This window comes from Luteimonas kalidii, assembly GCF_029887935.1.
Taxonomy (GTDB): Bacteria; Pseudomonadota; Gammaproteobacteria; order Xanthomonadales; family Xanthomonadaceae; genus Luteimonas; species Luteimonas kalidii.
In genome coordinates this window covers 20,263-45,256 of record NZ_JARXRO010000012.1, presented here as the reverse complement: position 1 = coordinate 45,256, position 24,994 = coordinate 20,263, and the positions used below count along the sequence as shown (strand labels likewise).

At 70.8% G+C, this 24,994-nt stretch carries 19 protein-coding genes and 1 riboswitch; of the genes, 11 read left to right on the top strand and 8 right to left on the bottom strand.

All coding sequences use genetic code 11. The features are described from left to right. The first annotated feature begins 6 nt into the window (after positions 1 to 6). From QFW81_RS04690 to uvrD, 4 genes are read left to right on the top strand one after another with little or no spacing between them, the layout of a single operon-like run. Complete coding sequence (locus QFW81_RS04690) at positions 7 to 1,596, top strand: tryptophan halogenase family protein (protein ID WP_280577429.1); 1,590 nt, start codon at positions 7 to 9, stop codon at positions 1,594 to 1,596. Positions 1,597 to 1,647: 51 nt separating this feature from the next. Then, complete coding sequence (locus tag QFW81_RS04685) at positions 1,648 to 3,291, top strand: tryptophan halogenase family protein (RefSeq protein ID WP_280577428.1); 1,644 nt, start codon at positions 1,648 to 1,650, stop codon at positions 3,289 to 3,291. Positions 3,292 to 3,298: 7 nt separating this feature from the next. Further along, positions 3,299 to 3,997: a DUF6445 family protein gene (locus QFW81_RS04680; RefSeq protein WP_280577427.1), complete on the top strand. Its 699-nt coding sequence runs from the start codon at positions 3,299 to 3,301 to the stop codon at positions 3,995 to 3,997. A gap of 57 nt (positions 3,998 to 4,054) precedes the next feature. Further along, positions 4,055 to 6,235 carry a DNA helicase II gene (gene uvrD, locus QFW81_RS04675; protein ID WP_280577426.1) on the top strand — a complete coding sequence of 727 codons (2,181 nt, stop codon included), beginning with the start codon at positions 4,055 to 4,057 and terminating at the stop codon, positions 6,233 to 6,235. A 138-nt stretch (positions 6,236 to 6,373) separates the two neighbouring features. Here the strand turns inward: uvrD and QFW81_RS04670 are convergent, their stop codons facing one another. Beyond that, positions 6,374 to 6,619: a hypothetical protein gene (locus QFW81_RS04670; RefSeq protein WP_280577425.1), complete on the bottom strand. Its 246-nt coding sequence runs from the start codon at positions 6,617 to 6,619 to the stop codon at positions 6,374 to 6,376. 111 nt (positions 6,620 to 6,730) lie between these two features. On the opposite strand from QFW81_RS04670, the gene gnd reads away from it, so the two are divergent. Both gnd and QFW81_RS04660 read left to right on the top strand, forming a co-directional pair. Then, on the top strand, positions 6,731 to 7,789 hold the full coding sequence (gene gnd, locus QFW81_RS04665; RefSeq protein ID WP_331488031.1) for a phosphogluconate dehydrogenase (NAD(+)-dependent, decarboxylating): 1,059 nt from the start codon (positions 6,731 to 6,733) through the stop codon (positions 7,787 to 7,789). An 88-nt stretch (positions 7,790 to 7,877) separates the two neighbouring features. Next, positions 7,878 to 8,327 carry a universal stress protein gene (locus tag QFW81_RS04660; protein WP_280577423.1) on the top strand — a complete coding sequence of 150 codons (450 nt, stop codon included), beginning with the start codon at positions 7,878 to 7,880 and terminating at the stop codon, positions 8,325 to 8,327. Between the two features lie 24 nt (positions 8,328 to 8,351). Here the strand turns inward: QFW81_RS04660 and QFW81_RS04655 are convergent, their stop codons facing one another. Together QFW81_RS04655 and QFW81_RS04650 are read right to left on the bottom strand one after the other, a co-directional pair. After that, entirely contained in the window at positions 8,352 to 9,404 is a 1,053-nt protein-coding gene (locus tag QFW81_RS04655; protein ID WP_280577422.1) for an oxidoreductase, read from the bottom strand. 40 nt (positions 9,405 to 9,444) lie between these two features. Further along, positions 9,445 to 9,738 (bottom strand): DUF2782 domain-containing protein, encoded by a 294-nt coding sequence (locus tag QFW81_RS04650; RefSeq protein WP_280577421.1) that lies wholly within the window; start codon positions 9,736 to 9,738, stop codon positions 9,445 to 9,447. A 165-nt stretch (positions 9,739 to 9,903) separates the two neighbouring features. Between QFW81_RS04650 and polA the strand changes: the two genes are divergently transcribed. The 4 genes from polA (at position 9,904) to QFW81_RS04630 (ending at position 15,876) form a co-directional block, all read left to right on the top strand. Next, positions 9,904 to 12,681, top strand: coding sequence for a DNA polymerase I (gene polA / locus QFW81_RS04645; RefSeq protein WP_280577420.1), 2,778 nt, complete (start codon positions 9,904 to 9,906; stop codon positions 12,679 to 12,681). A gap of 436 nt (positions 12,682 to 13,117) precedes the next feature. Then, complete coding sequence (gene dinB / locus QFW81_RS04640; RefSeq protein ID WP_280577419.1) at positions 13,118 to 14,197, top strand: DNA polymerase IV; 1,080 nt, start codon at positions 13,118 to 13,120, stop codon at positions 14,195 to 14,197. Between the two features lie 139 nt (positions 14,198 to 14,336). After that, entirely contained in the window at positions 14,337 to 15,044 is a 708-nt protein-coding gene (gph, locus tag QFW81_RS04635) for a phosphoglycolate phosphatase (RefSeq protein WP_280577418.1), read from the top strand. A gap of 355 nt (positions 15,045 to 15,399) precedes the next feature. After that, positions 15,400 to 15,876 (top strand): hypothetical protein, encoded by a 477-nt coding sequence (locus tag QFW81_RS04630; protein WP_280577417.1) that lies wholly within the window; start codon positions 15,400 to 15,402, stop codon positions 15,874 to 15,876. A 66-nt stretch (positions 15,877 to 15,942) separates the two neighbouring features. Here the strand turns inward: QFW81_RS04630 and QFW81_RS04625 are convergent, their stop codons facing one another. The 3 genes from QFW81_RS04625 to QFW81_RS04615 form a co-directional block, all read right to left on the bottom strand. Beyond that, positions 15,943 to 17,814 carry a TonB-dependent receptor domain-containing protein gene (locus QFW81_RS04625; protein ID WP_280577416.1) on the bottom strand — a complete coding sequence of 624 codons (1,872 nt, stop codon included), beginning with the start codon at positions 17,812 to 17,814 and terminating at the stop codon, positions 15,943 to 15,945. A gap of 122 nt (positions 17,815 to 17,936) precedes the next feature. Continuing rightward, positions 17,937 to 18,170: riboswitch (cobalamin riboswitch) on the bottom strand. 263 nt (positions 18,171 to 18,433) lie between these two features. Next, positions 18,434 to 18,814, bottom strand: a complete 381-nt coding sequence (locus QFW81_RS04620; protein WP_280577415.1) for a TfoX/Sxy family protein — start codon at positions 18,812 to 18,814, stop codon at positions 18,434 to 18,436. Further along, on the bottom strand, positions 18,811 to 19,293 hold the full coding sequence (locus QFW81_RS04615) for a GAF domain-containing protein (protein ID WP_280577414.1): 483 nt from the start codon (positions 19,291 to 19,293) through the stop codon (positions 18,811 to 18,813). The genes QFW81_RS04620 and QFW81_RS04615 overlap by 4 nt, the downstream gene beginning before the upstream one ends. A 256-nt stretch (positions 19,294 to 19,549) precedes the next feature. Between QFW81_RS04615 and bioD the strand changes: the two genes are divergently transcribed. Further along, on the top strand, positions 19,550 to 20,242 hold the full coding sequence (gene bioD / locus QFW81_RS04610; RefSeq protein WP_280577413.1) for a dethiobiotin synthase: 693 nt from the start codon (positions 19,550 to 19,552) through the stop codon (positions 20,240 to 20,242). Between the two features lie 239 nt (positions 20,243 to 20,481). On the opposite strand, the gene QFW81_RS04605 is transcribed toward bioD, so the two are convergent. Beyond that, a complete protein-coding gene (locus tag QFW81_RS04605; RefSeq protein WP_280577412.1) occupies positions 20,482 to 23,670 on the bottom strand; it encodes an efflux RND transporter permease subunit in 3,189 nt (1,062 codons plus the stop codon). A gap of 133 nt (positions 23,671 to 23,803) precedes the next feature. After that, positions 23,804 to 24,994 (bottom strand): efflux RND transporter periplasmic adaptor subunit, encoded by a 1,191-nt coding sequence (locus QFW81_RS04600; RefSeq protein WP_280577411.1) that lies wholly within the window; start codon positions 24,992 to 24,994, stop codon positions 23,804 to 23,806.

Here is a 24,994-nt window from a genome sequence, read left to right as displayed (position 1 = left end):
GGGCACATGGGGGCACCGAGGGTCCGCAGGGTGGTCATCGCCGGGGGCGGCACCGCCGGCTGGCTGACCGCCGCCGTGCTGTCGCACCAGTTCCGCGACCTGCTGGAGATCACCCTGGTCGAGTCCGAGCAGATCGGCACGATCGGGGTCGGCGAATCCACCATCCCGCCGATCCGACGCCTGCACCAGCTGCTGCAGATCGACGAGCGCGAATTCATGCGCGCGACCTCGGCCAGCTTCAAGCTGTCGATCTCGTTCGAGGACTGGCTGCGCCCGGGCCGGCAGTTCTTCCATCCCTTCGGGTTCACCGGGATGGGGACCTGGGCCTGCGAGTTCCACCAGTTCTGGCTGGCCGCGCAGAGCCGGGGCCTGCAGGCCCCGCTGGCCGACTTCTGCCTGGAAGCGGTGGCCTCGCGCGAGCGACGGTTCCTGATCGGCGGACAGCCCGACGCCGGTGCCGGTGAATGGTCGACGCGCGCCCCGCGCACGCCCGGTCCGCCCGGCCGGGCCGAGCTCACCTACGCCTACCATCTGGACGCCGGGCTGTACGCGCGGTTCCTGCGCCGTGTCGCCGAAGGCTACGGGCTGCGACGGATCGAGGGCCGGATCGCCGAGGTGGTGCTCGACCCGGAGTCGGGGTTCGTCGAATCGCTGCGGCTCGACGATGGCCGCAGCGTCGACGGCGACCTGTTCATCGACTGCAGCGGCTTCCGCGGGCTGCTGATCGAGCAGGCCCTGCAGACCGGCTACGAGGACTGGACCCGTTGGCTTCCCTGCGATCGCGCGGTGGCGCTGCAGACGCGCCTCGAGGGCCCCGCCGTGCCATACACGCGTGCGATCGCGCACGAGGCCGGCTGGCGCTGGCAGATCCCGCTGCAGCACCGGATCGGCAACGGCTGGGTGTATTCGAGCCGGCACATGTCCGACGACGAGGCGCGCCGGCGCCTGCTGCGCGAGGCGAGTGGAACTCCGATCCGCGATCCGGTGGTCGTGCCGTTCACCACCGGCCGGCGGCGCCTGGCGTGGAACCGCAACGTAGTGGCGATCGGGCTGTCGAGCGGCTTCGTCGAGCCGCTGGAGTCGACCAGCATCCACATGGTGGCGTCCGCCGCGGTACGCCTGGTGCAGATGTTCCCGATGGAGGGCATCGCAGCGGAGATGGTGGCGCGCTACAACGCCATCAGCCGCCACGAGATGGAGGACGTGCGCGACTTCATCATCCTGCACTACCACGCCAATGCGCGCGACGAGCCGCTGTGGCGTGAATGCCGGGAGATGGCGGTGCCGGACTCGCTGGCCGAGCGCATCGCGCTGTTCCGTGAGCGCGCCTATGTCTGGCAGGACGAGGACGACCTGTTCCGGCCCGATTCCTGGCTGCACGTGATGCTGGGACAGGGGATCGTGCCGCGCCAGTTCCATCCGCTGGCGCTGGCGCTGCCGGAAGCCGAGATGCGGCGTCTGTTCGATGCGGTGCGTCAGCCGATCCGTGCCGCGGTGCAGGCGATGCCGCCGCATTCGGAATTCGTCCGGCACTATTGTCCGGCCGATGCGTCGGTGTGGGCGGCGACCGGGCCGGCAGCGAAGACTGGCGCATGATGGGTGGCCTCCGCGACGACGCGGCGGCGCGACACACGACTGGGAGAGAGCATGTTGGACGAGGTGAAGCGCGGGATCCGGAAGGTGGTCATCGCCGGCGGCGGCACGGCGGGCTGGGTGGCGGCGTGCGCGCTGACCCACCAGTTCCGCGACCTGCTGGAGGTGACCCTGGTGGAATCCGAGCAGATCGGCACGGTGGGCGTGGGCGAATCGACGATCCCCACCATCCGCACCTTCCACCGCCTGCTCGGGATCGACGAGCGCGAGTTCATGAGCTCGGTCGCCGCGAGCTTCAAGCTCTCGATCTCGTTCGAGAACTGGCTGCGCCCCGGACAGCGCTATTTCCACCCCTTCGGACTGACCGGCCTCGGCAGCTGGGCCTGCGAATTCCACCACTTCTGGCTCGACAGCCTGCGCCGCGGCATGCACTCGGAACTGGGCGACTTCTGCCTGGAAACCGTGGCGTCCCGCGTGGACCGTTTCTCGCTGCCCGGTCACCAGGTGGGCGGCGCGCAGCAGTGGTCGACGCGCTGGGGCAAGCAGGCGATGTCGCCGGAGCGGCTCGAGGTCAACTATGCCTACCACTTCGACGCCGGGCTGTACGCGGCCTACATGCGCGAGCGCGCCGAGCGCCAGGGCCTGGTGCGCGTCGAGGGCAAGATCCGGCAGGTACGCCGGCATCCGGACACCGGCTATGTCGAGGCGCTGGTGCTCGAGGACGGTACCGTGCTGGAAGGCGACCTGTTCATCGATTGCACCGGTGGCCGCGCGGTGCTCAGCGAACAGGCGCTGGGCACCGGCTACGAGGACTGGAACCACTGGCTGCCGAGCAACCGCGCCGTGGCGCTGCAGACCGAGGCCGACGGCCCGGCGGTGCCCTACACCCGCGCCATCGCGCACGAGGCCGGCTGGCACTGGAAGATCGCGCTGCAGCACCGGATCGGCTGCGGCATCGTGTTCTCGGACGCGTACATGTCCGACGACGAGGCGACCGCGAAGCTGCTGGCGGAAAACCCGGCCAGACCGCTGCGCGATCCGTGGATCATCCCGTTCCGCACCGGCCGCCGGCGCAAGGCCTGGAACAAGAACGTGGTCGCGCTGGGCCTGGCCAGCGGCTTCATCGAGCCGCTGGAATCGACCAGCATCCACCTCACCCTCAGCGGGGTGGCGCGGCTGTTGAAGCTGTTTCCGGCCGATGGCATCGACGAGTCGATGGTGCAGCGCTACAACGACATCAGCCGCGCCGAGATGGAGCACGTGCGCGACTTCATCATCCTGCACTACCACCTCAACCAGCGCGACGAGCCGATGTGGCAGCAGGTCCGTCACATGGAGCTGCCGGCAGACCTCGCGCACCGCATCCGGATGTTCCGCGACCGCGCGCATGCGTCGCAGGGCGAGGACGAGCTGTTCCGGCTCGATTCCTGGACCCACTGCATGCTCGGCCAGGGCGTGGTGCCGAAGGCGCACCATCCGCTGACCCGCGCACTGCCCGACGACGCGATGCAGCGCCTGTTCGACGGGATCCGCCAGCCGATCGAACGCGCGGTCGCGGCCATGCCGAGCCACCAGCAGTTCCTGGACAGCTACTGCAAGGCGCCGCCCTCGGCCTGGGAACTCATGTACGAGCGCGCGCGCGCCCACGCCAGGGTGACCGGCAAGGTCGCGGGCGTCGGCGGCGGCCTGACGACATGACCGCGCGATGCTGATCCAGCCGCATCCAGGGCTGCGGCTGCAGGTACGCCGCATCGGCAACGAAGGCGCGCCGCTGCTGGTGATCGACCAGGCCGTGGCTGATCCTGACCGGCTGGTGCGCAAGGCCGCGCGCGGCCACTTCACGCCGCAGGGCACGTTGTTCCCGGGGCTGCGCATCCGGGCCCCACTGTCGTACGAAGCGTTTCTGGAGCAGTTGCTGCGTCCGCTGCTGGCACCGCACTTCGGGCTGCCCGCGGGCGGCCGCTTCGCCTTCCCGATGTGCCACTACTCGCTGGTGACCCTGCCGCCGGATCGGCTCGCGTTCCTGCAGCGCGTGCCGCACGTCGATTCGGTGCAGGGCAATGGCCTGGCGACGATGCACTACCTGTTTCGCGGCGACTGGGGCGGCACCGCGTTCTACCGCCACCGTGCGACCGGCTTCGAATCGGTGGACGAGTCGCGCCAGGCGGGCTATTTCGCCACCCTGGAACAGGAAAGCCGGCGCGAGCAGGTGGCCGACGGCTACATCCGCGGCGACTCGCCCCTGTTCGAACGCATCGACGCGGCCGACGGCGTGTTCAACCGGCTGGTCGTCTACCGGCGCAACTCGCTGCATTCGGGCGATATCGACAACGCCCGCATCCCGCCTGCCGATGCACTGGCGGGGCGGCTGTCGATCAACAGCTTCATCGACATCCTGGCCTGAACGCCGCGCCGTGGCGCGTCGCGGAGGGCGCGACGCCCGGTCGCGTAAAATGCGGCGATGGATGTTTCCCACCTGATCGACGGGCTCAACCCGGCCCAGCGCGAGGCCGTGTCCGCGCCCCCGGGCCATTACCTGGTGCTCGCGGGCGCCGGCAGCGGCAAGACCCGCGTCCTCACCCACCGCATCGCCTGGCTGAACGAGGTGGTCGGGGTGCCGGTACACGGCATCTTCGCCGTCACCTTCACCAACAAGGCCGCGGGCGAGATGCGCCATCGCGCCGACGCGCTGTTGCGACACGGCTCGCGTGGACTGTGGATCGGCACCTTCCACGGCCTCGCACACCGGCTGCTGCGCCTGCACTGGCAGGACGCGAAGCTGCCGGAAGGCTTCCAGATCCTCGACAGCGACGACCAGCTGCGCCTGGTCAAGCGCGTCGTGCAACAGCTCGAGTTCGACGAGGCGCGCTTCCCGCCGCGGCAGATCGCGTGGTGGATCAATGCGCAGAAGGATGAGGGCCGCCGCCCCCAGCATATCCAGTCGGCCGGCGACGAGTGGTCGCAGGTGATGCTCAAGAGTTATGCGCTCTACCAGGAGCGTTGCGACCGCGCCGGGCTGGTGGATTTCGCCGAGATCCTGCTGCGCGCGCACGAGCTGCTGCGCGACACGCCCGCGCTGCTGGCCCACTATCGCCAGCGCTTCGGGCAACTGCTGGTCGACGAGTTCCAGGACACCAACGGCGTGCAGTACGGCTTCGTGCGCCTGCTTGCGGGCGACACCGGCCAGGTCTTCGTGGTCGGCGACGACGACCAGTCGATCTACGGCTGGCGCGGCGCCAAGGTCGAGAACATGCAGCGCTTCCTGCGCGACTATCCGGGCGCGCACACCATCCGGCTGGAGCAGAACTACCGCTCGAGCGCGAACATCCTCGGCGCGGCCAACGCGGTGATCGCGCACAACCCCGAGCGCCTGGGCAAGCAGCTGTGGACCGACAGCGGCGAAGGCGAGCCGATCGACCTGTACGCGGCCTACAACGAGATCGACGAGGCGCGTTTCGTGGTCGAGCGCATCGCGCAGTGGGTGCACGGCGGCGGCAGCCACGGCGACTGCGCGGTGCTCTACCGCAGCAACGCCCAGTCGCGCGCGTTCGAAGAGGCGCTGCTCGCCGAACAGGTGCCCTACCGCGTCTACGGCGGCGTGCGCTTCTTCGAGCGCGCCGAGATCAAGGACACCCTGGCCTACCTGCGGCTGGTGGCCAACCGCGCCGACGACGCCGCATTCGAGCGTGCGGTCAACACGCCCACGCGCGGCATCGGCGAACGCACGCTGGACGAGGTGCGGCGCCACGCGCGTACCGATGGCGTGTCGCTGTGGGAGGCCTCGCTGCGGGTGCAGCAGGGGGGCGCGCTCGCCGCGCGCGCGCGCAACGCGCTGGCCGGTTTCCACCAGCTGCTCGATGCGCTCGCCGGCGAGGTGGCCGAACTTGCGCTCAAGGACAAGATCGACCACGTGCTGCTGCGCTCCGGTCTGCGACTGCACTACACCAACGAGTCCAAGGGCGCGGCGGATTCGCGCGTGGACAACCTGGACGAGCTGGTGTCGGTCGCCTCGCGCTTCGTCAAGGGCGACGAAGACGAGGCCGCCCAGCTGTCCGAACTGGTCGCCTTCCTCGCCTACGCCGCGCTCGAGGCCGGCGAGGGCCAGGCCCAGGCCGGCGAGGACGGGGTGCAGCTGATGAGCCTGCACAGCGCCAAGGGCCTGGAGTTCCCGCTGGTGTTCCTGGCCGGCATGGAGGAAGGCCTGTTCCCGAACGCGCGCTCGATCGAGGAGAGCGGGCGGCTCGAGGAGGAGCGGCGCCTGGCCTACGTCGGCATCACCCGCGCGCGGCAGAAACTGGTGCTCAGCTACGCCGAATCCCGGCGCCTGCACGGCCAGGACATGTACGGGGTGCCGTCGCGCTTCCTGCGCGAGATCCCCGCGACCCTGCTCAGCGAGGTGCGGCCGCGGGTGCAGGTCTCGCGCCCGGCCTACAGTCCGCAGCCGCGACGCGACTGGGGCCACGCATCGCTGGACCAGTCGCCGGGGCTCAAGCTCGGCCAGAACGTGGTCCACGCGAAATTCGGCAGTGGCGTGGTCACCGATCTCGAAGGCAGCGGCGCGCACGCGCGGGTGCAGGTGAACTTCGAGGACGGCGGTTCGAAATGGCTGGTGCTGGCCTACGCCAATCTGCAGGTGGCCTGAGTCGGGGATCGACGCGTCCGGCAGGCGACCCCCTGCATCGCTGACGGGGGCCATCGTGGGCCCTGCCTCGCGCGCCAATGCTGCAGGTGCGATGGGCGCCCGGACGTAGCGATATGCGGCCGACCGCCGGGTCGAAGCTCAGTCGCGGATCCTGAATCCAGGCGATTCGTCCAGCGTGCCGTCGCTGCGCAGCACCGCGTAACGCTGGCCATCCCGGTCGAAGACCACCGGGACCGGATCCTGGAACATCGGCCTGCGGACGAATTTCAGGGTCCAGCGGAAGTGTTCCAGCGTCTCCAGTGCCTTGAGCTGGGCCGGCGTCAGGCCGTCGCGCAGGGCGGACTGGTCGGCCGGAGCCTCGCGGCGCCGCTCGCGTCCGGACATGGCGCGACCTCGCAGTGCGTTCATCGTTTCGAGCATGCCAACGGCCGGGGCCAGGTCGCGTGAAGGCCTGGTCCTGCGGAAGGCGCGTGCCGCAGGCCACATGCAGCATCCATGCAATGTGCGCAGGCTGGATCATCGGATGCGGAGATGGAACGCACTGGACCGCGTCGTTCCCGCGCCCGGCACGCCGGGGTGCCCGCGCATCGTGCACCATGCACGGCACCGCAGACGCGAACGCGAGAGGAGGACAGCATGCAGCTGGGCATGATCGGACTGGGCCGCATGGGCGCGAACATGGCGCAGCGGCTGCACCAGGGCGGCCATCGGGTGGTGGGCTTCGATCCGGCCCCGGAGGCGCGCGAACGCCTGGTCGCCGCGGGCATGGAGGCGGCGGAGTCGCTGGAGGCGCTGGTGGCCGCACTGGAACCGCCGCGCGTGGCCTGGATCATGGTGCCGGCCGGCGCGCCGGTGGACGCCACCATCGCCGCGCTGCAGCCACTGCTGGCGCCGGGCGACACCATCATCGATGGCGGCAATTCCTTCTACCGCGACAGCCAGCGGCGTGAACGCGGGTTGCGCGACAGCGGGATCGCCTATCTCGATGTCGGCACCAGCGGCGGCGTGTGGGGCCTGGCCGAAGGCTACAGCCTGATGGTCGGCGGCGAGGCCGCGGTCGCGGAGCGGCTGTCGCCGCTGTTCGCCGCACTGGCGCCGGCCGCGGACCGCGGCTGGGGCCACGTCGGGCCCAGCGGCGCCGGGCATTTCGCCAAGATGATCCACAACGGCATCGAGTACGGAATGATGCAGGCCTATGCAGAAGGCTTCGCGATCCTGGAGCGGCGCGACGACCTCGTGCCCGACATCGCCGCCCTGGCCGAACTGTGGCGCCACGGCAGCGTGGTGCGCTCGTGGCTGCTCGACCTGACCGCGCAGGCGCTGGCGGGCAATCCGCAGCTCGAGGGCATCGCGCCCTACGTGCCGGATTCGGGCGAGGGACGCTGGACGGTGGCCGAGGCGATCGAGCTGGACGTGGCCGCGCCGGTGATCACCCAGTCGCTGATCGAGCGCCTGCGCTCGCGCGAGGGCAATGCCTATGCCGACCGGCTGCTGTCGGCCATGCGCGACGCGTTCGGGGGACACGGCGTGAAGCCCGACCGCCCGCCGGGCTGACGGATCGACACCGGCGATTGAGCAGGATCAAGGCGCCGCGTTCGCAGCGGTGGCCTGATGGACGCCCGACCAGATCGAGGCGTGCGCCATGTACAGGCATCTGCTGATCGCGACCGATGGCTCCGAGCTCGCCGGCAAGGGGCTCGACGCGGGCCTGGCCCTCGCCGCCGCCCTGCAGGCCCGGGCGACGGTGGTGACCGCGTCCGAACCCTGGCAGGACCCGCTGCCGGGCGACCCGTCCGGCCTGGCGCTGGCGTTCGAGCTGCGCGAGGAACAGCGCCGCAAGCGCGCGCTGGACGCCGAACGGATCCTCGCCGACGTGCGGCAGCGCGGGGCGGCGGCCGGCGTGGAGGTCGAGGCCGTCCACGTGCCCGACCGGCTGCCCGACGAAGCCATCCTCGAGACGACGACAGCGTGCGGCGCGGACCTGGTGGTCATGGCGTCGCACGGGCATCGCGGGCTGCGCCGGCTGCTGCTGGGAAGCCAGACGCAGTCCGTGGTCAGCCGCAGCCAGGTGCCGGTGCTGGTCGTGCGTTGAGCCGGCGCGCGCCGGCCACGCGGCTCAGCCCGCCGTGTCCGCGAGCGCAATGCTGCGGGCGGACGCGGCGCTGGCTACGCCCGCGTCCAGCACCTGCATCACCGCCAGCGCCTGAGCTGGCGTGACCGGCGCCTCTCCCTGGCCGAGGATCGCGTCGCGCATCGCCGCGTAGCAGGCGCGGTAGTCGCCGCGCGGGCCGTCGATCGCCTGCGTCACGGGCCCATCCGCGCCCATCGTGGTGAGTTCGCCGGGGCGCCGGTCGAGCCCCCAGTCCGGACTGCCGGGACGCGTGCCCGCGCGCAGCGCGTCTTCCTGCGGGTCGAGGCCGTGCTTGACGTAACTGCCGCCGGTGCCGTGCGCGGCGAAGCGCAATGTGTTCGCGGCCACCAGCGCACCGGCATGCAGCACCACGCGCAGGCGCGGATAGCGCAGCACCACGTGGAACCAGTCGTCGACCACGGCGTCCGCGCGCTGCGTGGCGAGGTCGGCCTGGATCGACAGCGGCGTGCCGAACAGCTGCAGCGCCTGGTCCACCAGGTGCGGGCCGAGGTCGAACCACAGTCCGGCGCCGGGCCCGGCGCGTTCGCGCCAGCGGTCCGGGACCTGTGGCCGGAAGCGGTCGAAGTGCGAATGCAGTTCCGCCATCTCGCCCAGGGTGCCGCTCTCCACCAGTGCGCGCAGGGCGAGGAAATCGGTATCCCAGCGCCGGTTCTGGAACACGCTGGCCAGGCGGCCGGCGCTTCGCGCCACGTCGAGCACGCCACGCGCCTCTGCGAGCGACGTGGTGAACGGCTTGTCCACCAGGACGTGGCGACCGGCCCGGAGGGCGGCGATCGCCAGCGACGCATGCACCGCGTTGGGCGCGGCGATGACCACCAGGTCGATTGCGCCGTCGGCGAAGGCGTGCGTCGGGTCGGCGACCACGCGCGCATCGGGCCAGTCGGAGTGCACCTTCGCCGCGTCGCGCGAGACCACGGTGTGCAGGCGGAGCCCCGGGGTGGTCGCGATCAGCGGCGCGTGGAAGACCCGGCCGACGAAGCCGTAGCCGACCAGGGCGACATTCAGCACCTGGCCCATCGCCGTCGCGCGTCGTCGATCCGTTCCGGCGTGCGCCCCCTCACCAGCCGAACAGCTTGAAGTAGGTCTGAGGCGCGTCGTCGCCTTCCCGGGTGGACAGCACCCGGCCGTCGCGCACGTAGAGGTGGTAGGCCGGGCCGCGCGACGGCGTCACCTGCACGACGCGCAGTTCACCATTGACGCGGTATTCGGTGATCACGTCGCCGTTGGCCTCGGTGCGGGTCGCTTCCTCGGCGCCGGGCGGGATGTCGACCGTGGCGGGTCCGGAGGTGGCGCAGGCGCCGAGCACGAGTGCGGACAGGACGATCGGCAGCAGGCGGGCACGGGGACGCATGGCGGAGCTCCGGCAGGGGTGAAGGCCATTATGCGCCGCACGCATCAAGGCGACGCGAGGGATGCGGGGCGAAGGCCTGGAACCGACAGGTCGCCGGCGTGTCGCGCCGTTCGCCACGCCCGCGCCTTCCCGGCCCGTGCGACCCGGCACGCGTAGAATCGGGCCATGCCAAGACTCGTACTGATCGACGGTTCGTCGTACCTGTTCCGCGCGTTCCACGCGCTGCCGCCGCTGACCAATGCCGACGGCGAGCCCACCGGTGCGCTGTTCGGCGTGGTCAACATGCTGCGCGCGACGCTGAAGGAGGGGCCGGACTTCGCGGCCTTCGTGGTCGACGCCAGCGGCCCGACGTTCCGCGAGGCGCTGTATCCGGCGTACAAGGCCAACCGTCCTCCCATGCCCGACGAGCTGCGCGCGCAGGTCGAGCCGATGTGCCGGATCGTCGAAGCGCTGGGCTTCACCATCCTGCGCGTGCCGGGCGTGGAGGCCGACGACGTGATCGGCACGCTCGCGCTGCAGGGCGCGGACCAGGGGATCGACGTCACCATCTCCACCAGCGACAAGGATTTCGCCCAGCTGGTGCGGTTGCAGTCGCCCGGCCGCGGCCTGGTGGAGCTGGTCAACACCATGACCGGCAGCCGGATCGACGGCGACGACGCGGTGATCGCCAAGTTCGGCGTGCGCGCCGACCAGATCGTCGACATGCTCGCGCTGATGGGCGACAGCGTCGACAACATCCCTGGCGTGCCCAAATGCGGGCCCAAGACCGCGGCCAAGTGGCTGTCCGAGTACGGGAGCCTCGACGGCGTGATCGCGAACGCCGCCGCCATCAAGGGCAAGATCGGCGAGAACCTGCGCGAGGCGCTGCCGCAGCTGCCGCTGAGCCGCCAGCTGGCGACCATCCGTACGGACGTCGGGCTCGACGTCGCCCCTGACGGCCTGCGGCTGCGCCCGCGCCACGTCGACGAGCTGCGGGTGCTGTACGCGCGCTACGGCTTCAACCAGGCGCTGAAGGAACTCGACGGCGCCGCCGCGGCGGACGCGGTGGAGAAGGAACCCGGCAGGGCCCGCGGCAGCGGCCGCATCACCGCGCCCGCCCCGCACGATGCGCCGCCGCCCGACCCGGCGCTGGCGGCGCCCGGCCGCTACGAGGCGGTCCTCACGCCCGCGCAGCTGGACGACTGGCTGGCGCGGCTGGCCGCGGCGGACGGGTTCGCGCTCGACACCGAGACCGATTCGCTCGATCCGATGCGCGCCAACCTGGTCGGGATCAGCGTCGCGGTCGAGCCCGGCCACGCGGCCTACGTGCCGCTCGGCCACGATTATCCCGGCGCGCCTGCCCAGCTCGACCGCACCACGGTGCTCGACGCGCTGCGCCCGCTGCTGGAAGACCCCGACCGGCGCAAGCTCGGCCAGCACGGCAAGTACGACCTGCACGTGCTGCGCCGCCACGGCGTCGAGCTGCGCGGCTACGCCGACGACACCATGCTGGAAAGCTTCGTGCTGAATTCGAGCCAGCGCCACGACATGGACTCGCTGGCGCAGCGCCTGCTTGGCTACGAGACGATCCGCTACGAGGCGGTGGCCGGCAAGGGCAGCAAGCAGATTCCGTTCTCGCACGTCGCCATCGACGACGCCACGCGCTACGCGGCCGAGGACGCCGACATCACCCTGCGCCTGCACCGCGTGCTGGCGCCGCAGCTCGCCGCCGAGCCCGCGCTCGAAGGCGTTTACCGCACGATCGAGATGCCGCTGGTGCCGGTGCTCGAACGGGTCGAGGCCAACGGGGTGAAGGTCGACGCGGACGAACTGCGCCGGCAGACCGCCGACCTCTCGCGGCGCATGCTCGCCGCGCAGCAGAAGGCGACCGAACTGGCCGGGCGCACGTTCAACCTCGACTCGCCCAAGCAGCTGTGCGCGCTGCTGTTCGAGGAACTGAAGCTGCCGGCGCTGGTGAAGACGCCCAAGGGCCAGCCCAGCACCAACGAGGAGGCGCTCGAGGCGATCGCCGACCAGCACGAACTGCCGCGCGTGATCCTCGAATACCGCGGCCTGGCCAAGCTGCGCAGCACCTACACCGAGAAGCTCCCGGAGATGATCAACCCGGTCACCGGGCGCGTGCATACCAGCTACCACCAGGCCGGCGCGGCGACCGGCCGCCTGGCCTCGAGCGATCCGAACCTGCAGAACATCCCGATCCGCACCGAGGACGGGCGACGGATCCGCAAGGCCTTCGTCGCGCCGGAAGGGCGGCGCCTGGTGGCCTGCGACTATTCGCAGATCGAACTGCGGATCATGGCCCACCTGTCGGAGGACGCCGGCCTGCTCGGCGCGTTCGCCGCCGGCGCCGACATCCACCGCGCCACCGCCGCCGAGGTGTTCGGCCGTGCGCTCGACCAGGTGACGGCGAACGAACGCCGGGCCGCCAAGGCGATCAACTTCGGCCTGATGTACGGCATGAGTGCGTTCGGGCTGGCGCGCAACCTGGGCATCGGCCGCGGCGAGGCGCAGGACTACATCGCCACCTACTTTTCGCGCTATCCCGGCGTGCGCGATTACATGGAGCGCACCCGGCAGCAGGCGCGCGACCAGGGCTTCGTCGAGACCGTCTTCGGCCGCCGCCTGTACCTGGACTACATCCAGCGCGGCAACCAGGCCCAGCGCGCCGGCGCCGAGCGCGCTGCGATCAACGCACCGATGCAGGGCACCGCCGCGGACATCATCAAGCGAGCGATGATCGACATCGACCGCTGGCTGGCCGGCCAGGGTGGCGCGGCGCTGATGACCCTGCAGGTGCACGACGAACTGGTGTTCGAGTCCGATGCGGGGTTCGTGGACACGCTGCTGCGCGAGGTGCCGGCGCGAATGGCGGCGGCGGCGGAACTGCGTGTTCCACTGGTGGTGGATTCGGGCACCGGAACCAACTGGGACGAGGCGCATTGAGCGTGGCGGCCGCCGCGGGCCAGGCCCACTGGGAGCGCTCACATGGCTCCCGCCCTGAACGCGGCCGCAGTCCGCATGACCTCTGGCAGGGTATGTAACTGCATGTAACTCCCCGGAATCCGGTGGTGAATCGACGCGAGGTAAACGCGGGCTGAATTCTTCCGTCTCCGGAGCATTATCTTCACGAACTCTCAATGTTCGTGGTGGTCATATAGCTCGCGACAGATGCAAGGTCTGTCGCTGATCTCCTCCCATCCCCTGGAGCAGAGATCCGGAACGCAAGACTTCTCCCCGAGTCCCGTTCCCCGAGCCCCGCCGGCCCCCCCTGCCTGCGGGGCTTTTTATTGCCCGGCATCCGGGCCTTCGTCGGCGGCGTCGCCGTGGAGCGCCCATCCGCCGCGACGCCGCCGGCACGGCGGCCTAGAATTCGCGTCGCGTGCGCAAGATCATCCACATCGACATGGACGCGTTCTACGCCTCGGTGGAGCAGCGCGACGATCCGTCGCTGCGCGGGCGACCGGTGGTCGTGGCCTGGCGCGGCGCGCGCTCGGTGGTGTGCGCGGCCTCCTACGAGGCGCGGCGCTACGGCGTGCGCTCGGCGATGCCGGCGCTGCGTGCCGAACGCCTGTGCCCGGACGCGGTGTTCGTGCCGCCCGACTTTCCGCGCTACAAGGCGGTGTCGCGCCAGGTCCGGGCGATCTTCCTGGAACACACCGACCTGGTCGAACCGCTGTCGCTGGACGAGGCCTATCTCGACGTCACCGCGCCGAGGATCGAATCGGCGAGCGCCACCGCGACCGCGCAGGCGATCCGCGCCCGGATCCGCGAACAGACCCGGCTCACCGCATCGGCCGGGATCGCGCCGAACAAGTTCATCGCCAAGATCGCGTCGGACTGGAACAAGCCCGACGGGCTGTTCGTGGTCAAACCGGCCCAGGTGGAGGCCTTCCTGCTGCCGCTGCCGGTCGGGCGGCTTCCGGGGGTGGGCAAGGTGATGCAGGGCAAGCTGGCCGAACTCGGCGTGCAGACCGTCGGCGAGCTGCGTGGTCTCGCGCGCGAGGAACTGCAGCTGCGCTTCGGCAGCTTCGGCGCATCGCTGTACCGGCGCGCGCGCGGCATCGACGAGCGGCCGGTCCAGCCCGACCAGCCGGTGCAGTCGATCTCGGCCGAGGACACGTTCGAACGCGACCTGCCCCTTGCCGAGCTGGCGCCGCATGTCCGGCGGATCGCGGAAAAGGCGTGGAACGCGACCCGCAAGACCGATCGGATCGGTCGCACCGTGGTGCTGAAGCTCAAGACCGCGCAGTTCCGCATCCTCACCCGCAGCCTGACGCCCGATGCTCCCCCGGCCGGGTGCGAGCCGTTCACCTCCATCGCGCTCGCGCTGCTCGAGCGCGTGGACCTGCCGGCCGACACCCGCTACCGCCTGGTCGGCGTGGGCCTGTCCAATTTCCGCGACGCGGAAGATGCCGCGCCGCAGCCGGAGCTGTTTCCTGCCGACGCCGTCATGTCATGAGCGTCCCCGGTGGCGCTGGCGACACGGGTACCACGAGCATGCAACCTGTGGCTGGGGCCGGAAGGCCGGGTGTCGCCATCGCGAGCGTGCATCACGGCGCCGGCCGCTAGACTGCAGGCCCGTTCCTGGAGCCAGCCCGATGTCCGCAGTCCCGCGCGCGATGCTGTTCGACCTCGACGGCACCCTGGTCGACAGCGCCCACGGCATTGCCTGGGCGGTGAACCAGACCCTGGCCGAACTCGGGCACCCGGCCGCGGACGAGCCGCTGGTGCGCACCTGGATCGGCGAGGGCGCCCGCTTCCTGCTGCACCGCGCGCTGCGCCACGCCGGCGCCGACCTGCCCGATGGCGAGGGCTTCGATCGCGTGTTCGCGCTGCTGATGCGGCACTACGCGACGTCGCTGCCGCGCCAGGCGCGCGCCTATCCCGGCGCGGATGCCGCGTTGCGCGGGCTGCGCGAACGCGGGATCGCGGTGGCGCTGTGCACCAACAAGCCGCAGCGCTTCATCGATCCACTGCTCGACGCGCTCGACTGGCGCGCGCTGTTCGACGGCATCGTCGGCGGCGACACGCTGCCCGAATGCAAGCCTTCGGCGCTGCCGCTGCTGCACCTGGCGCGGGCCTTCGACGTGCCGGTCGAGGCCTGCCTGCTGGTGGGCGATTCCCATACCGATGCCGCCGCGGCGCGCGCGGCCGGCATGCCGCTGGTGCTGGTGGACTACGGCTACCATCGCGACTTCGACCTGCAGGGCGCGGGTGCGGTGGCGGTCACCGGCGACCTGCGCTCGCTGCTGCAGCTGACGGCTCCCGACGCAATCGCGCACGCGGTGCCTACCGGCGGCGTCTAGCCGGCGCAGGACGGCGAGGGCGCAGAGCGCCTCCGGGACGATGTCGCCGAAGTCATGGGGTGTTGCGCCATCACACGCTCCTGCAAGCAGCCTTCGGGACGACGCTGCGATCGTGGGATGTTGCGGCCCCCAAAACCCCACCCCGGGTGCGCTTCGCTTACCCGGGCTACGCACTTGCTGCCGCGCCGGTCGCAGCCGTCTTCGCGGCGGCGTCCGCTCCCGCCAGCGGCCGACGCGTCTCGGGATAACGCGTCCGGCGCCGCCGTCTTGCGCGGTCAGCACTCGGGGCGGGTGGCTGCCAACACGCGACGGCGCGGCAGCGCTAGGCTCGGATCGGGCCAACGAGGAGCTGCAGATGAGCGGGATCCGACAGGGGGCGGCGGCCGCGCTGTGGCAGGCGGTGATCCGCGAGGCGCTGGCCACGCGTGGCGCGGTGCTCGACGAATCGCAGGAGAGCTACCTGGTGTTCGTGCTGTTGCGCCACCAGCGCGACGCGCACCTGCTGGCGCGCATCCAGGCGCTGGAGTGGCTCGATGCCCAAGGTCAGGTCGGCAGCGTCCGCGCGGATGCGCTGCGGGACGTGGGCGACCGCTGCCTGCTGGTGGCGGGATTGTTCCCGGCGCTCGCGCACCGGCGCCGGGTCGGGGTGGACTACTTCGTGGACCTCGGCCGCGGCGCCTACCAGGGCGTGGCCGATGCCGGGCGCGATGCCTATGCCGAGCTGTTCGCGCGCCTGGCCGGCACCTATCACGAGCTGGTGGCGACCCTGCAGGCGGTGCGTGGCCAGGTTCCGGTGTCGGTGCCGGTCGCGAACCTGCGGGCCCTGCACTGACGCGGCCGGATCGGGTGGCCGCGCAGCCCCGGGCTGGCGGCCTGGCCCGATCCTCCTGCGCCGCCGTCAGCGTGTCGGGCGCCAGCGCAGGGCGACGTGGTACTCGCGTCCCGGCTGGTAGTACCAGGCGACGGTCTCGTACTCGCGGTCGAACACGTTGCTGGCGCGCGCGAGCAGGGTCCAGTCGCGGTGCAGCGCATATTCCAGCCGCAGGTCGGTGGTGGCGTAGCCGCCCAGGCGCACCGCGTTCGCCGGATCGTCGTAGCGGCTGCCGGCGGCCTGCACGGTGATGCCGGCGCGCAGCGGGCCGAAGGCGCGATCCAGGTCCAGCCGTCCCGTGCTGCGCGCGCGTCGCGCGAGGAGATTTCCGTCGTTGGCGCCGCCGCTGCGGTCGCGCGGATCGGTGTGGCTGAGTTCCAGCGCGACGTCGACGCCGGCCAGGGTGGCGCCGAAGCCGAATTCGGCGCCGCGGATGCGCGCCTGGTCGATGTTGCTGCCCACGCCGCGGTAGTCCGGCGGCGGGTAGACGAACACGATCAGGTCGTCCACCCGGCTCTCGTACACGTCGAACGACCAGTGGTGACTCTGCGCGATCCGCGACAGGCCGATGTTGAGGCTGGTCGACTCCTCCGGCCGCAGGTCGGGGCTTTCCGAACCGGGGTAGTACAGGTCGTTGAACGTCGGGGCCTTGAAGCCGGTGCCGAGCGACGCGGTCAGGCGCACGCCGCTGTCGAACGCCAGGCCCCAGCCCAGCGCGCCCGTGACATGGCTGCCGAACTGTTCGTTGTCGTCGTGGCGCACGCTGGCCTGGAACCGCTGCGCGACGGCCTGGCCGCCGTAGGCGAGGAACACGCCGGTGTTCTCGCGCTCGTCGACCGCGTACGCGGTGGCGCTGTCGACGCGGTCGTTGCTGTGGTCGACGCCTGCGCTGAGCAGGTGGCCCTCGGCCAGCTGCAGGTCGGCCTGCGCCGAGGCGCTGTCGCGCCGGGTCTGGAAATCGCTGCGCGGCAGGGTGTCGAGGAAGTCGTCGGAGCGGTCGACGTTGCGCGCCAGCGCGAAGGTCAATGCCAGCGGCCCATCCTCGGGTGCGTGCCGCAGCCGCGCGCCGGTGACCTGCTGGCGGGTGCGCGAACGGTTGGTGTACGACCCGTCGAACTCGTTCTCCGCATCTGCCTGCAGGAACTGGCCGTCCAGCACCAGCGCCTCGCCGAAGCGGTAGCCGCCGCGCAGGTTGATCGAGGTATTGCGGTAACCGTCGTCGTCGGGCTCGTCGGTGAAGCAGCCCTGGAACAGTGCCCCGGAGCCGCGGCAGGCGTTGAAGCCGTCGGTGCGATCAACGGCGCCATGGGCGCCGATCCAGCCGCGCTCGCCGCGATGGTCGAAGCCGGCGCTGGCCTCGCGCGCATCGTGGCTGCCGCCGCCGACGCTCGCGTAGGGCGAAAAGCCCGGTTCCCGGCCACCGCGGGTGAACACCTGGATCACGCCGCCGATCGCCTCGGAGCCGTACAGGCTCGAGCGCGGGCCGCGGATGATCTCGATGCGCTCGATCTGCGCCAGCGGCAGGTCCTGGATCGCCGCCATGCCGGCGGTCGCGGAGTTCATCTTCACTCCGTCCACCAGCACCAGCACGTGGTCGGATTCGGTGCCGCGCAGGAACAGGCTGCTGAGCTTGCCACGGCCGCCGGTGTTGCCGACGTCGATGCCGGCGCGTCCGCGCAGCAGTTCGATCAGGTCGCGCGCCTGGCTGCGCTCGATCTCGGTGCGTTCGATGACCTGGGCCGGCACCAGGCTGTCGGCCAGGCGCAGTTCGCTGCGCGTGGCGGTGACGAGCACGGTGTCGAGATCGGTGGCGGCGGCATCGGCGCGCGCCGGGGTGGGCAGTGCGAACGCAGGCAGGAGCAGGGCGGCGGCGATCGCCGCGGGCAGGGAACGGTGCATGCAAAGGTCTCCAGGGCGCGCACACCCGCGTACGCGCCGATTCGGGTCGGGTCGCGAGGAGAGAGGGCCGCGGAAACGGGATGCAGGCATCCGGCATCGCCGCCGCGATGCCCTCCGCATCGCAACCAGTGGACTCCGTGGCCGGTCTCCGGACTCGCGCGCGAGGCAGTGGATGCCTCGGCCGTCGCGCCTTCCCATGCCTTCGGCACAGTGGCGGATGCGGCGACCTGACGCGCTTACCGTTGCGGGGGCAGTGCCGGACTGGCCGCGTCGCATGCTGCGACGCCGGCGTCACCGGCTTCCCGTTTCAGCCCTTGGGCGAATGCCTGCGGGCCACCTCGAAGCGCGGGCATTGTACGGCAGGCACCCGCATCCGGGTGGGGCGCTTCGCGCGAAACGCCGAGGGCGGCATCCGCCCAGCGGAATCATGGAAGTGGAATCTTGGAAGCGGGCCTCACGCGGAAGCGGCCGCGGCGTTGGGCAGGCCGACGCGTCGAATACGGCCGGCGGACGGTCGCCACCGGGTCGACGCTGCAGTTGCGCGCAGGCCGGCGTGTGTGTCGACGCGTTGCTGGGCCGGTGGGGCCGGTGGGCGATGCCCGTCGACCGGTGCGCGCGATCAGTCCCGCTCGCCGCCGCCCGAGGGCTCGTCGAGGAAGCCGAAAGCCGGCGCGTCCGATTCTTCCTGGTGGTGGGTGGTGGTCACCGGCGCCGCTGCCGGGCGGCCGCGCGGTGGCGGCAGGTCGGCCGTGGCCGCTTCCACCGCGGCCACCAGTTCGGCGCGCCGGGCCTCGGGCACCTCCTGCCAGTGGCAGTCCTGGAGCGCGCCTTCCAGTGCGTAGAGCATGTTCAGGCTCGGCTTGAAGCCGGCGCGCTTGACCCGCATGAACGCGTCTACCGGCCCCGCCGCCACCAGGTCGGCCTCCGTGCGCAGCCCCACCTGGCGCAGCCAGGCGGCGGACTTGGGACCGATGTTGCGCAGTTTCAGCGGTGCATTCATGGCAGCGACTCGACATAGATGCGGGCGAGGGTTTCCAGCCCGTCCTGGTCGATAACGTCAAAACGGGCCGGATCCGGGCTGTCGAGGTCGAACACGCCCACCAGTTCGCCGCGGCGCACCAGCGGCACCACCAGCTCCGAGCGCGAGGCAGCGTCGCAGGCGATGTGGCCGGGGAAGGCGTGCACGTCGTCCACGCGCTGGGTCTGGCGCGTGCGCGCGGCCGCGCCGCACACGCCCCTGTCGAGGGGAATCCGCACGCAGGCCGGCAGGCCCTGGAACGGGCCGACCACCAGTTCGGTGCCATCGAAGAAATAGAAGCCCACCCAGTTCAGCCGCGGCAGCGCGTGATGGACGAGCGCCGAGAGGTTGGCGGCATTGGCGATCCGGTCGGGTTCGCCGTGCAGGAGCGCGCGCGCCTGGTCCGCGAGCTGGGCGTACTGCTGCGGCCTGTCGCCGCTTAGACTGGAGGCGGTGAACATCGGACCAGTGTAGCAGCGGGTCCGCGCGCGACCGGGAGCGTGTGGTGAAGCAGTGGCATCGGGACACGGCGGAGGCGCGGCAGGGCCACGCAGGCAGTTCGGCGTCGCCAGCGGCGGGGCATCGCCCGCGAGGCGCGCGGGTCCGCTGGCCGCACCCGTGCGCGCACGCCGGGGTGGAGTCCGCGAGCCGGCCGCGGCTCGGCACGCCCCGTGCCGCACGCGGGCGCAGCGGCGCAACGGCCGTCGGCGACGCCCGATGACCCGTGCCTGGTTCGTCACCGGCACCGATACCGGCGTCGGCAAGACCGTCGCCTCGGTGGCGCTGCTGCACGCGCTGCGTTCGCGCGGCCTGCGCGCGGTCGGGATGAAGCCGGTGGCAAGCGGCTGCGAATGGACCGACGGCGGCTGGCGCAACGAAGATGCGCTGGCGCTGATTGCGGCCAGCGATCCGGCGCCGGCCTACCACGACGCCAATCCCTATGCGCTCGAGCACGCCACCGCGCCGCAGCTCGCCGCGCGCGACGCGGGCGTGGCGGTCGCATTGCCGGTGCTGCAGTCCGCATATGCGCGGCTCGCGTCCACGGCGCAGGCGATGGTGGTGGAAGGCGCCGGCGGGTGGCTCGCGCCGATGGGCGACGGGCTCGACCAGTCCGAATTCGCCCGCGCGATCGGCGCCGACGTGGTGCTGGTGGTCGGACTGCGCCTCGGGTGCCTGAGCCATGCCCGGCTGAGCGCGCGTGCCATCGAAGCGGACGGGTGTCGCCTGGCGGGCTGGATCGGCAATACGGTCGATCCGGACTTCGATCGGCCCGACGATTACCTGGGGTTGCTGCGCGGGGCGCTGCCCGCGCCGTGCCTCGGCTTGTTGCCGCACCTGCCGCGGAAAGGCTCGCCGGCCGGTGGCGCGTGGGCGGCGGCGCGGCTCGACCTCGCGGCGCTGCTGGACTGATTTGCGGCTGCGGTCGGCCTTGTGCCGCTGTGTTCGGGGATTGCGCGACGGGTCGTCTTGATGCGCCAGCGTCCACGGGGAATCGCCCGCGAGTGGCGAGCGCGACCCGGATGCGCTGCGCTTATCCGGGTTACGGGTTACGGGTTACGGGTTACGGGTTACGGGGGGCTTTCGCGGGTGATCGTGTAGCCGGGTGTCGCGCGCGGATGCGCCGCGAGGGGCGCATCCGCGGCGTGGCCTCAGCCGCGTTGCGGCGCCGGCGGCGGCAGCGGGGCGTCGCCGCCGTGGGCAGGTGATGGCCCGCTTGCGTGGTCGGCATCGTGCGCATGCTCGTGCGCCAGGTACAGGTAGAACGCCGGCAGCACGAACAACGTGAACAGCGTGCCGATGGTCATGCCCGAGGCGATCACCATGCCCATCGAGAAGCGCGAGGCCGCGCCGGGACCGCTGGCGATCAGCAGCGGGATCATCGCGAATACCAGCGCCGCGGTGGTCATCAGCACCGGGCGCAGGCGGATCGCGGTGGCTTCCTCGATCGCCTCGCGCTTGCTCAGGCCCTGTTCGATCTGCAGCTTGTTGGCGAACTCGACGATCAGGATGCCGTGCTTGGAGATCACGCCCACCAGCGTCACCAGTCCGACCTGGGTGTAGATGTTGATGCTCATGCCGGGGAACGCCTCGATCCCGGAGAAACCGAGGATGCCGCTGACGATCGCCAGCACGTTGAGCGTCAGCAGCGCGCCGCAGATCGCCATGGGCACCGTGAGCAGCATGATCGTCGCATCGCGGAAGCTCTCGAACTGCGCCGACAGCACCAGGAAGATGATCACCAGCGCCAGCGCCAGGGTCAGCAGCATCGCCGAGCCCTCCTGCTTGAACTGGCGCGACTCGCCGGCGTAGTCGACGCTGTAGCCCTGCGGCAGCACCTCGGCGGCCGCCTGGTCGAGGATCTCCAGCGCCTCGCCCTTGCTCACGCCCGGGCGCGGCATGAAGGTGATCGACACCGCATTGAGCTGCTGGAAGCGCTTGAGCGACTGCGGCTGCGCGCTCTCCTTCAGCGTCACCAGGGTCGACAGCGGGATCAGTTCGCCGTCGCGGGTGCGGGTGTAGTAGTTCTCCAGGTCGCTGGCGTTGAGCCGGTCGCTGCGCTGGACCTGCGGGATCACCAGGTACGAACGGTTCTGCATCGCGAAGCGGTTGGTGTAGCCGCCCGAGAGCATCGACGCCATGTCCGCGGCCAGGGTGCGCATGTCGATGCCCAGCGTGGCCGCCTTGTCGCGGTCGATCTCGACCTCGATCCTCGGCTTGTCGATCTTCAGGTCCTTGTCCAGGAAGATGAAGCGCTTGCTGTCCATCGCCCGCTGCAGGATCCCGTCGGCCAGTTCGCTCAGCTGCGACAGCTCGCCCACGCCGCCGATGATGAACTCGCCGCCGCCGTCGCCGCCGGCGCTGGGCAGCGAGGGCGGCACCAGGGCGAAGGTGTTCAGGCCGCTGACCTGGCTGATCTGCGGCTGCAGCGCCTGGTCGAGCACCTGCTTGGTCGAGCGGTCGCGCTCGCTCCAGGGCTTGAGCACGAACCCGGCCATCGCCATCGGGCTGGCGCCGCCGCCGCTGCCACCGAAGCCGCCGTTGAACAGGAAGTAGTCCTGCACCTCGGGCACGCCCTTGGCGATCTGGGTGACCTCCTCGGTGTAGCGCTCGACGTAGTCCAGCGTCGCGGCCGGATCGGCCTGGGCGATGGAGAAGATGAAACCCTCGTCCTCCAGCGGCGCCTGCTCCTTGGGCGCGGTCATGTACAGGAACACGCACGAGACCAGCACGATCGCGCCGAACAGCGCGATGATCGACTTGGTCTCCAGCGCACCGTGCAGGCGGCGCTGGTAGCCGTGGCGCAGCTTGTCGAATCGGGTGTCCAGCCAGGATTCGAGCCGGCCCTTGCCGCCCTCGGTGTGCGGCTTGAGGATCTTGGCGCTCATCATCGGCGACAGCGTCAGCGCGATCACGCCCGACAGCAGCACGCTGCCGGCCAGGGTGAAGGCGAACTCGGTGAACAGCACCCCGGTCAGGCCGCCCTGGAAGCCGATCGGCAGGTACACCGCGACCAGCGTGGTGGTCATCGCCACCACCGGCCAGGCCAGCTCGCGCGCGCCCTTGATCGCCGCATCGTAGGGCGACATGCCCTCCTCGATGTGGCGGTGGATGTTCTCCAGCACGATGATCGCGTCGTCGACCACGATCCCGATCGCCAGCACCATCGCCAGCAACGTCAGCAGGTTGATGGTGAAGCCCATCAGCAGCATCAGGAACAGCACGCCCACCAGCGACAGCGGCACCGTCACTGCCGGGATCAGCACGCTGCGCAGGCTGCCCAGGAACAGGAAGATCACCACGATCACGATGATCACCGCCTCGATGATCGTGGTCACCACCTCGTTGATCGCGTCCTGGATCGCCTCGGTGCTGTCGTAGGGAATGGTGGCGATGATGCCCTCGGGCAGCTGCGGCACGATCTCCGCGTCCCACAGCTCGCGCACGTCGCGGATCACGTCGAGTGAGTTGGCGTCGGGCGCGACGAAGATGCCCATGAACGTGGCCGCCTCGCCGTTGATGCGCACCGAGGTGCCGTAGTTCTCCGAGCCCAGCACCACGTCGGCGACGTCACCCAGGCGCACGATCGCGCCGCCTTCCTCGCGCACCACCAGCTGGCGGAACTCGTCGGCGTTGCGCAGGTCGGTGCGCGCGGTCATGTCGATCGCGACCATCTGGCCCTTGGTCGAGCCGACCGCCGCCAGCACGTTGTTCGACGACAGCGCGTTGGACACGTCGCTGGCCGTGACCTGCAGCGCGGCCATGCGCTCGGGCTTGAGCCACACACGCATCGCGAAGGTGCCGGCACCGAGGATGTCCGCGCGCTGCACGCCGGCCACGGTCACGAGCTTGGGCTGCACCACGCGGGTGAGGTAGTCGGTGATCTGGTTGTTGTTGAGCGTCTCGCTGGCGAAGGACACGTACATCGCCGCGATCTGCTGGCCCTGCTGCAGGTCGATCACCGGATCCTCGGACTCCGGCGGCAGCTGGCCGCGCATCTTGTTGACCTTGGCCGCGATCTGGGTGAGCGCCTCGTTCGGGTCCTGGTCCAGGCGGATGTAGGCCTGGATCGTGCTCACGCCGGCCGAGCTGGTCGACGCCAGGTAGTCGATGCCCTCGGCGCTGGCGATCTCGCGTTCCAGCGGCGTGGTGATGAAGCCCTGGATCAGGTCCGCATCGGCGCCGTAGTACACGGTGGTGACGTTGATCACCGCGTTGCGCAGCTCCGGGTACTGGCGCACGTTGAGCTCGGAGAACGCGCGCAACCCGAAGATCAGGATGAACAGGCTGACGACCATCGCCAGCACCGGCTTGTTGATGAAGATGTCGGTGAATTTCATCGCGCTTCCCGTGTCCTCCCCCCGGGGCCGGGGGCGAGGAGAATCCCGCTAGCGCGGCAGGGCCGCGCGGGTATCCCGGACGGCCGGCGCGCTGCGCCGGACACGACGGGTTCGAAGTGGGTCCGGCGTGGCCTCAACGGTTTTCCGCTTCGGGCCTGGCGTCCGAGCTCGGCTGCACCTTGTTGTTGATCGTCACCTCGGCGCCGTTGCGCAGCTTCAGCAGGCCGCTGGTCGCGACCCGCTCGCCGGGCTTCAGGCCGTCGGTCACCGCGATCAGGTCGCCGCGCGTGGCGCCGGTGGTGATGAAGCGCTGGGTGACGACGAGCTTGTCGCCGGTCAGCGGCTGGCCCTGCATGTCGGTCTCGCCCTCGGCGCGCTTGGTGCTGGAGATCACGAACACCGCATTGCCGTAGGGGTTGAAGCTCACCGCGGTCTGCGGGATCACCACCACCTCGCGCTCGCCGCCGAGGTCGAAGTCCACGCGTGCGAACGCGCCCGGGCGCAGCAGGCCGTCGGGATTGTCCAGCGTCGCCTGCGCGGTGAAGTTGCGCGTGTTCGGGTCGACCCCCGGCTCGATCGCCGTGACCGTGCCCTCGAACACCTGGCCGGGCAGCCCCTCCAGCGTCGCCCGGATCGGCGTGCCGGGTTCCAGCTCGTCCATCTGCTGCTCGGGCAGGGTGAAGTCGAGGTAGATCGGATCGAGTTGCTGCAGGCTGACGATCGGTGTCCCGGGCGAGACGAACTGGCCGAGGTTGACCTTGCGGATGCCCAGCTCGCCGGAGAACGGCGCGCGGATCGTCTTCTGCGCGATCAGCGCGCGCTGCGCATCGGCCTGCGCCTGCGCGCTGGCCGACGCCGCCACGCGCTGCTGCATCTCGTCGAGCGAGACCAGCTGGTCCCGGCCCAGCTGCTGCCAGCGGTCGGCCTGCACCTTGGCCAGGCGGGCCGACGTCTCGAGCGAATTCAGCGTCGCCGCTTCGTTGTCGGTGTTCAGGCGCACCAGCACTTCGCCGGCGCGCACCGGCTGCCCGGCCTCGAACTCGATGCTGCGCACCACGCCGCCGGCCTCGGTGGTGACGTCGGTGCCGTTCACCGCGACCAGGGTGCCGACCGCCTGCGCGTCGTCGGACCAGCGCTCGGCCCGGGCCTCGGCCGCGCTCACCGCGGACGCCGGCTGCGGCATGTTGTCGAAGAACTTGTTGGTCTGCGCGCCGATGATGGCCTTGACGGCGAACACGCCGCCGAAGATCAGCACGGCGGCGACCAGCATCAGGATCAGGCGCAGCATGAAGCGGGGCTTGCGCTGCTTGGGGGCGGTGGACAT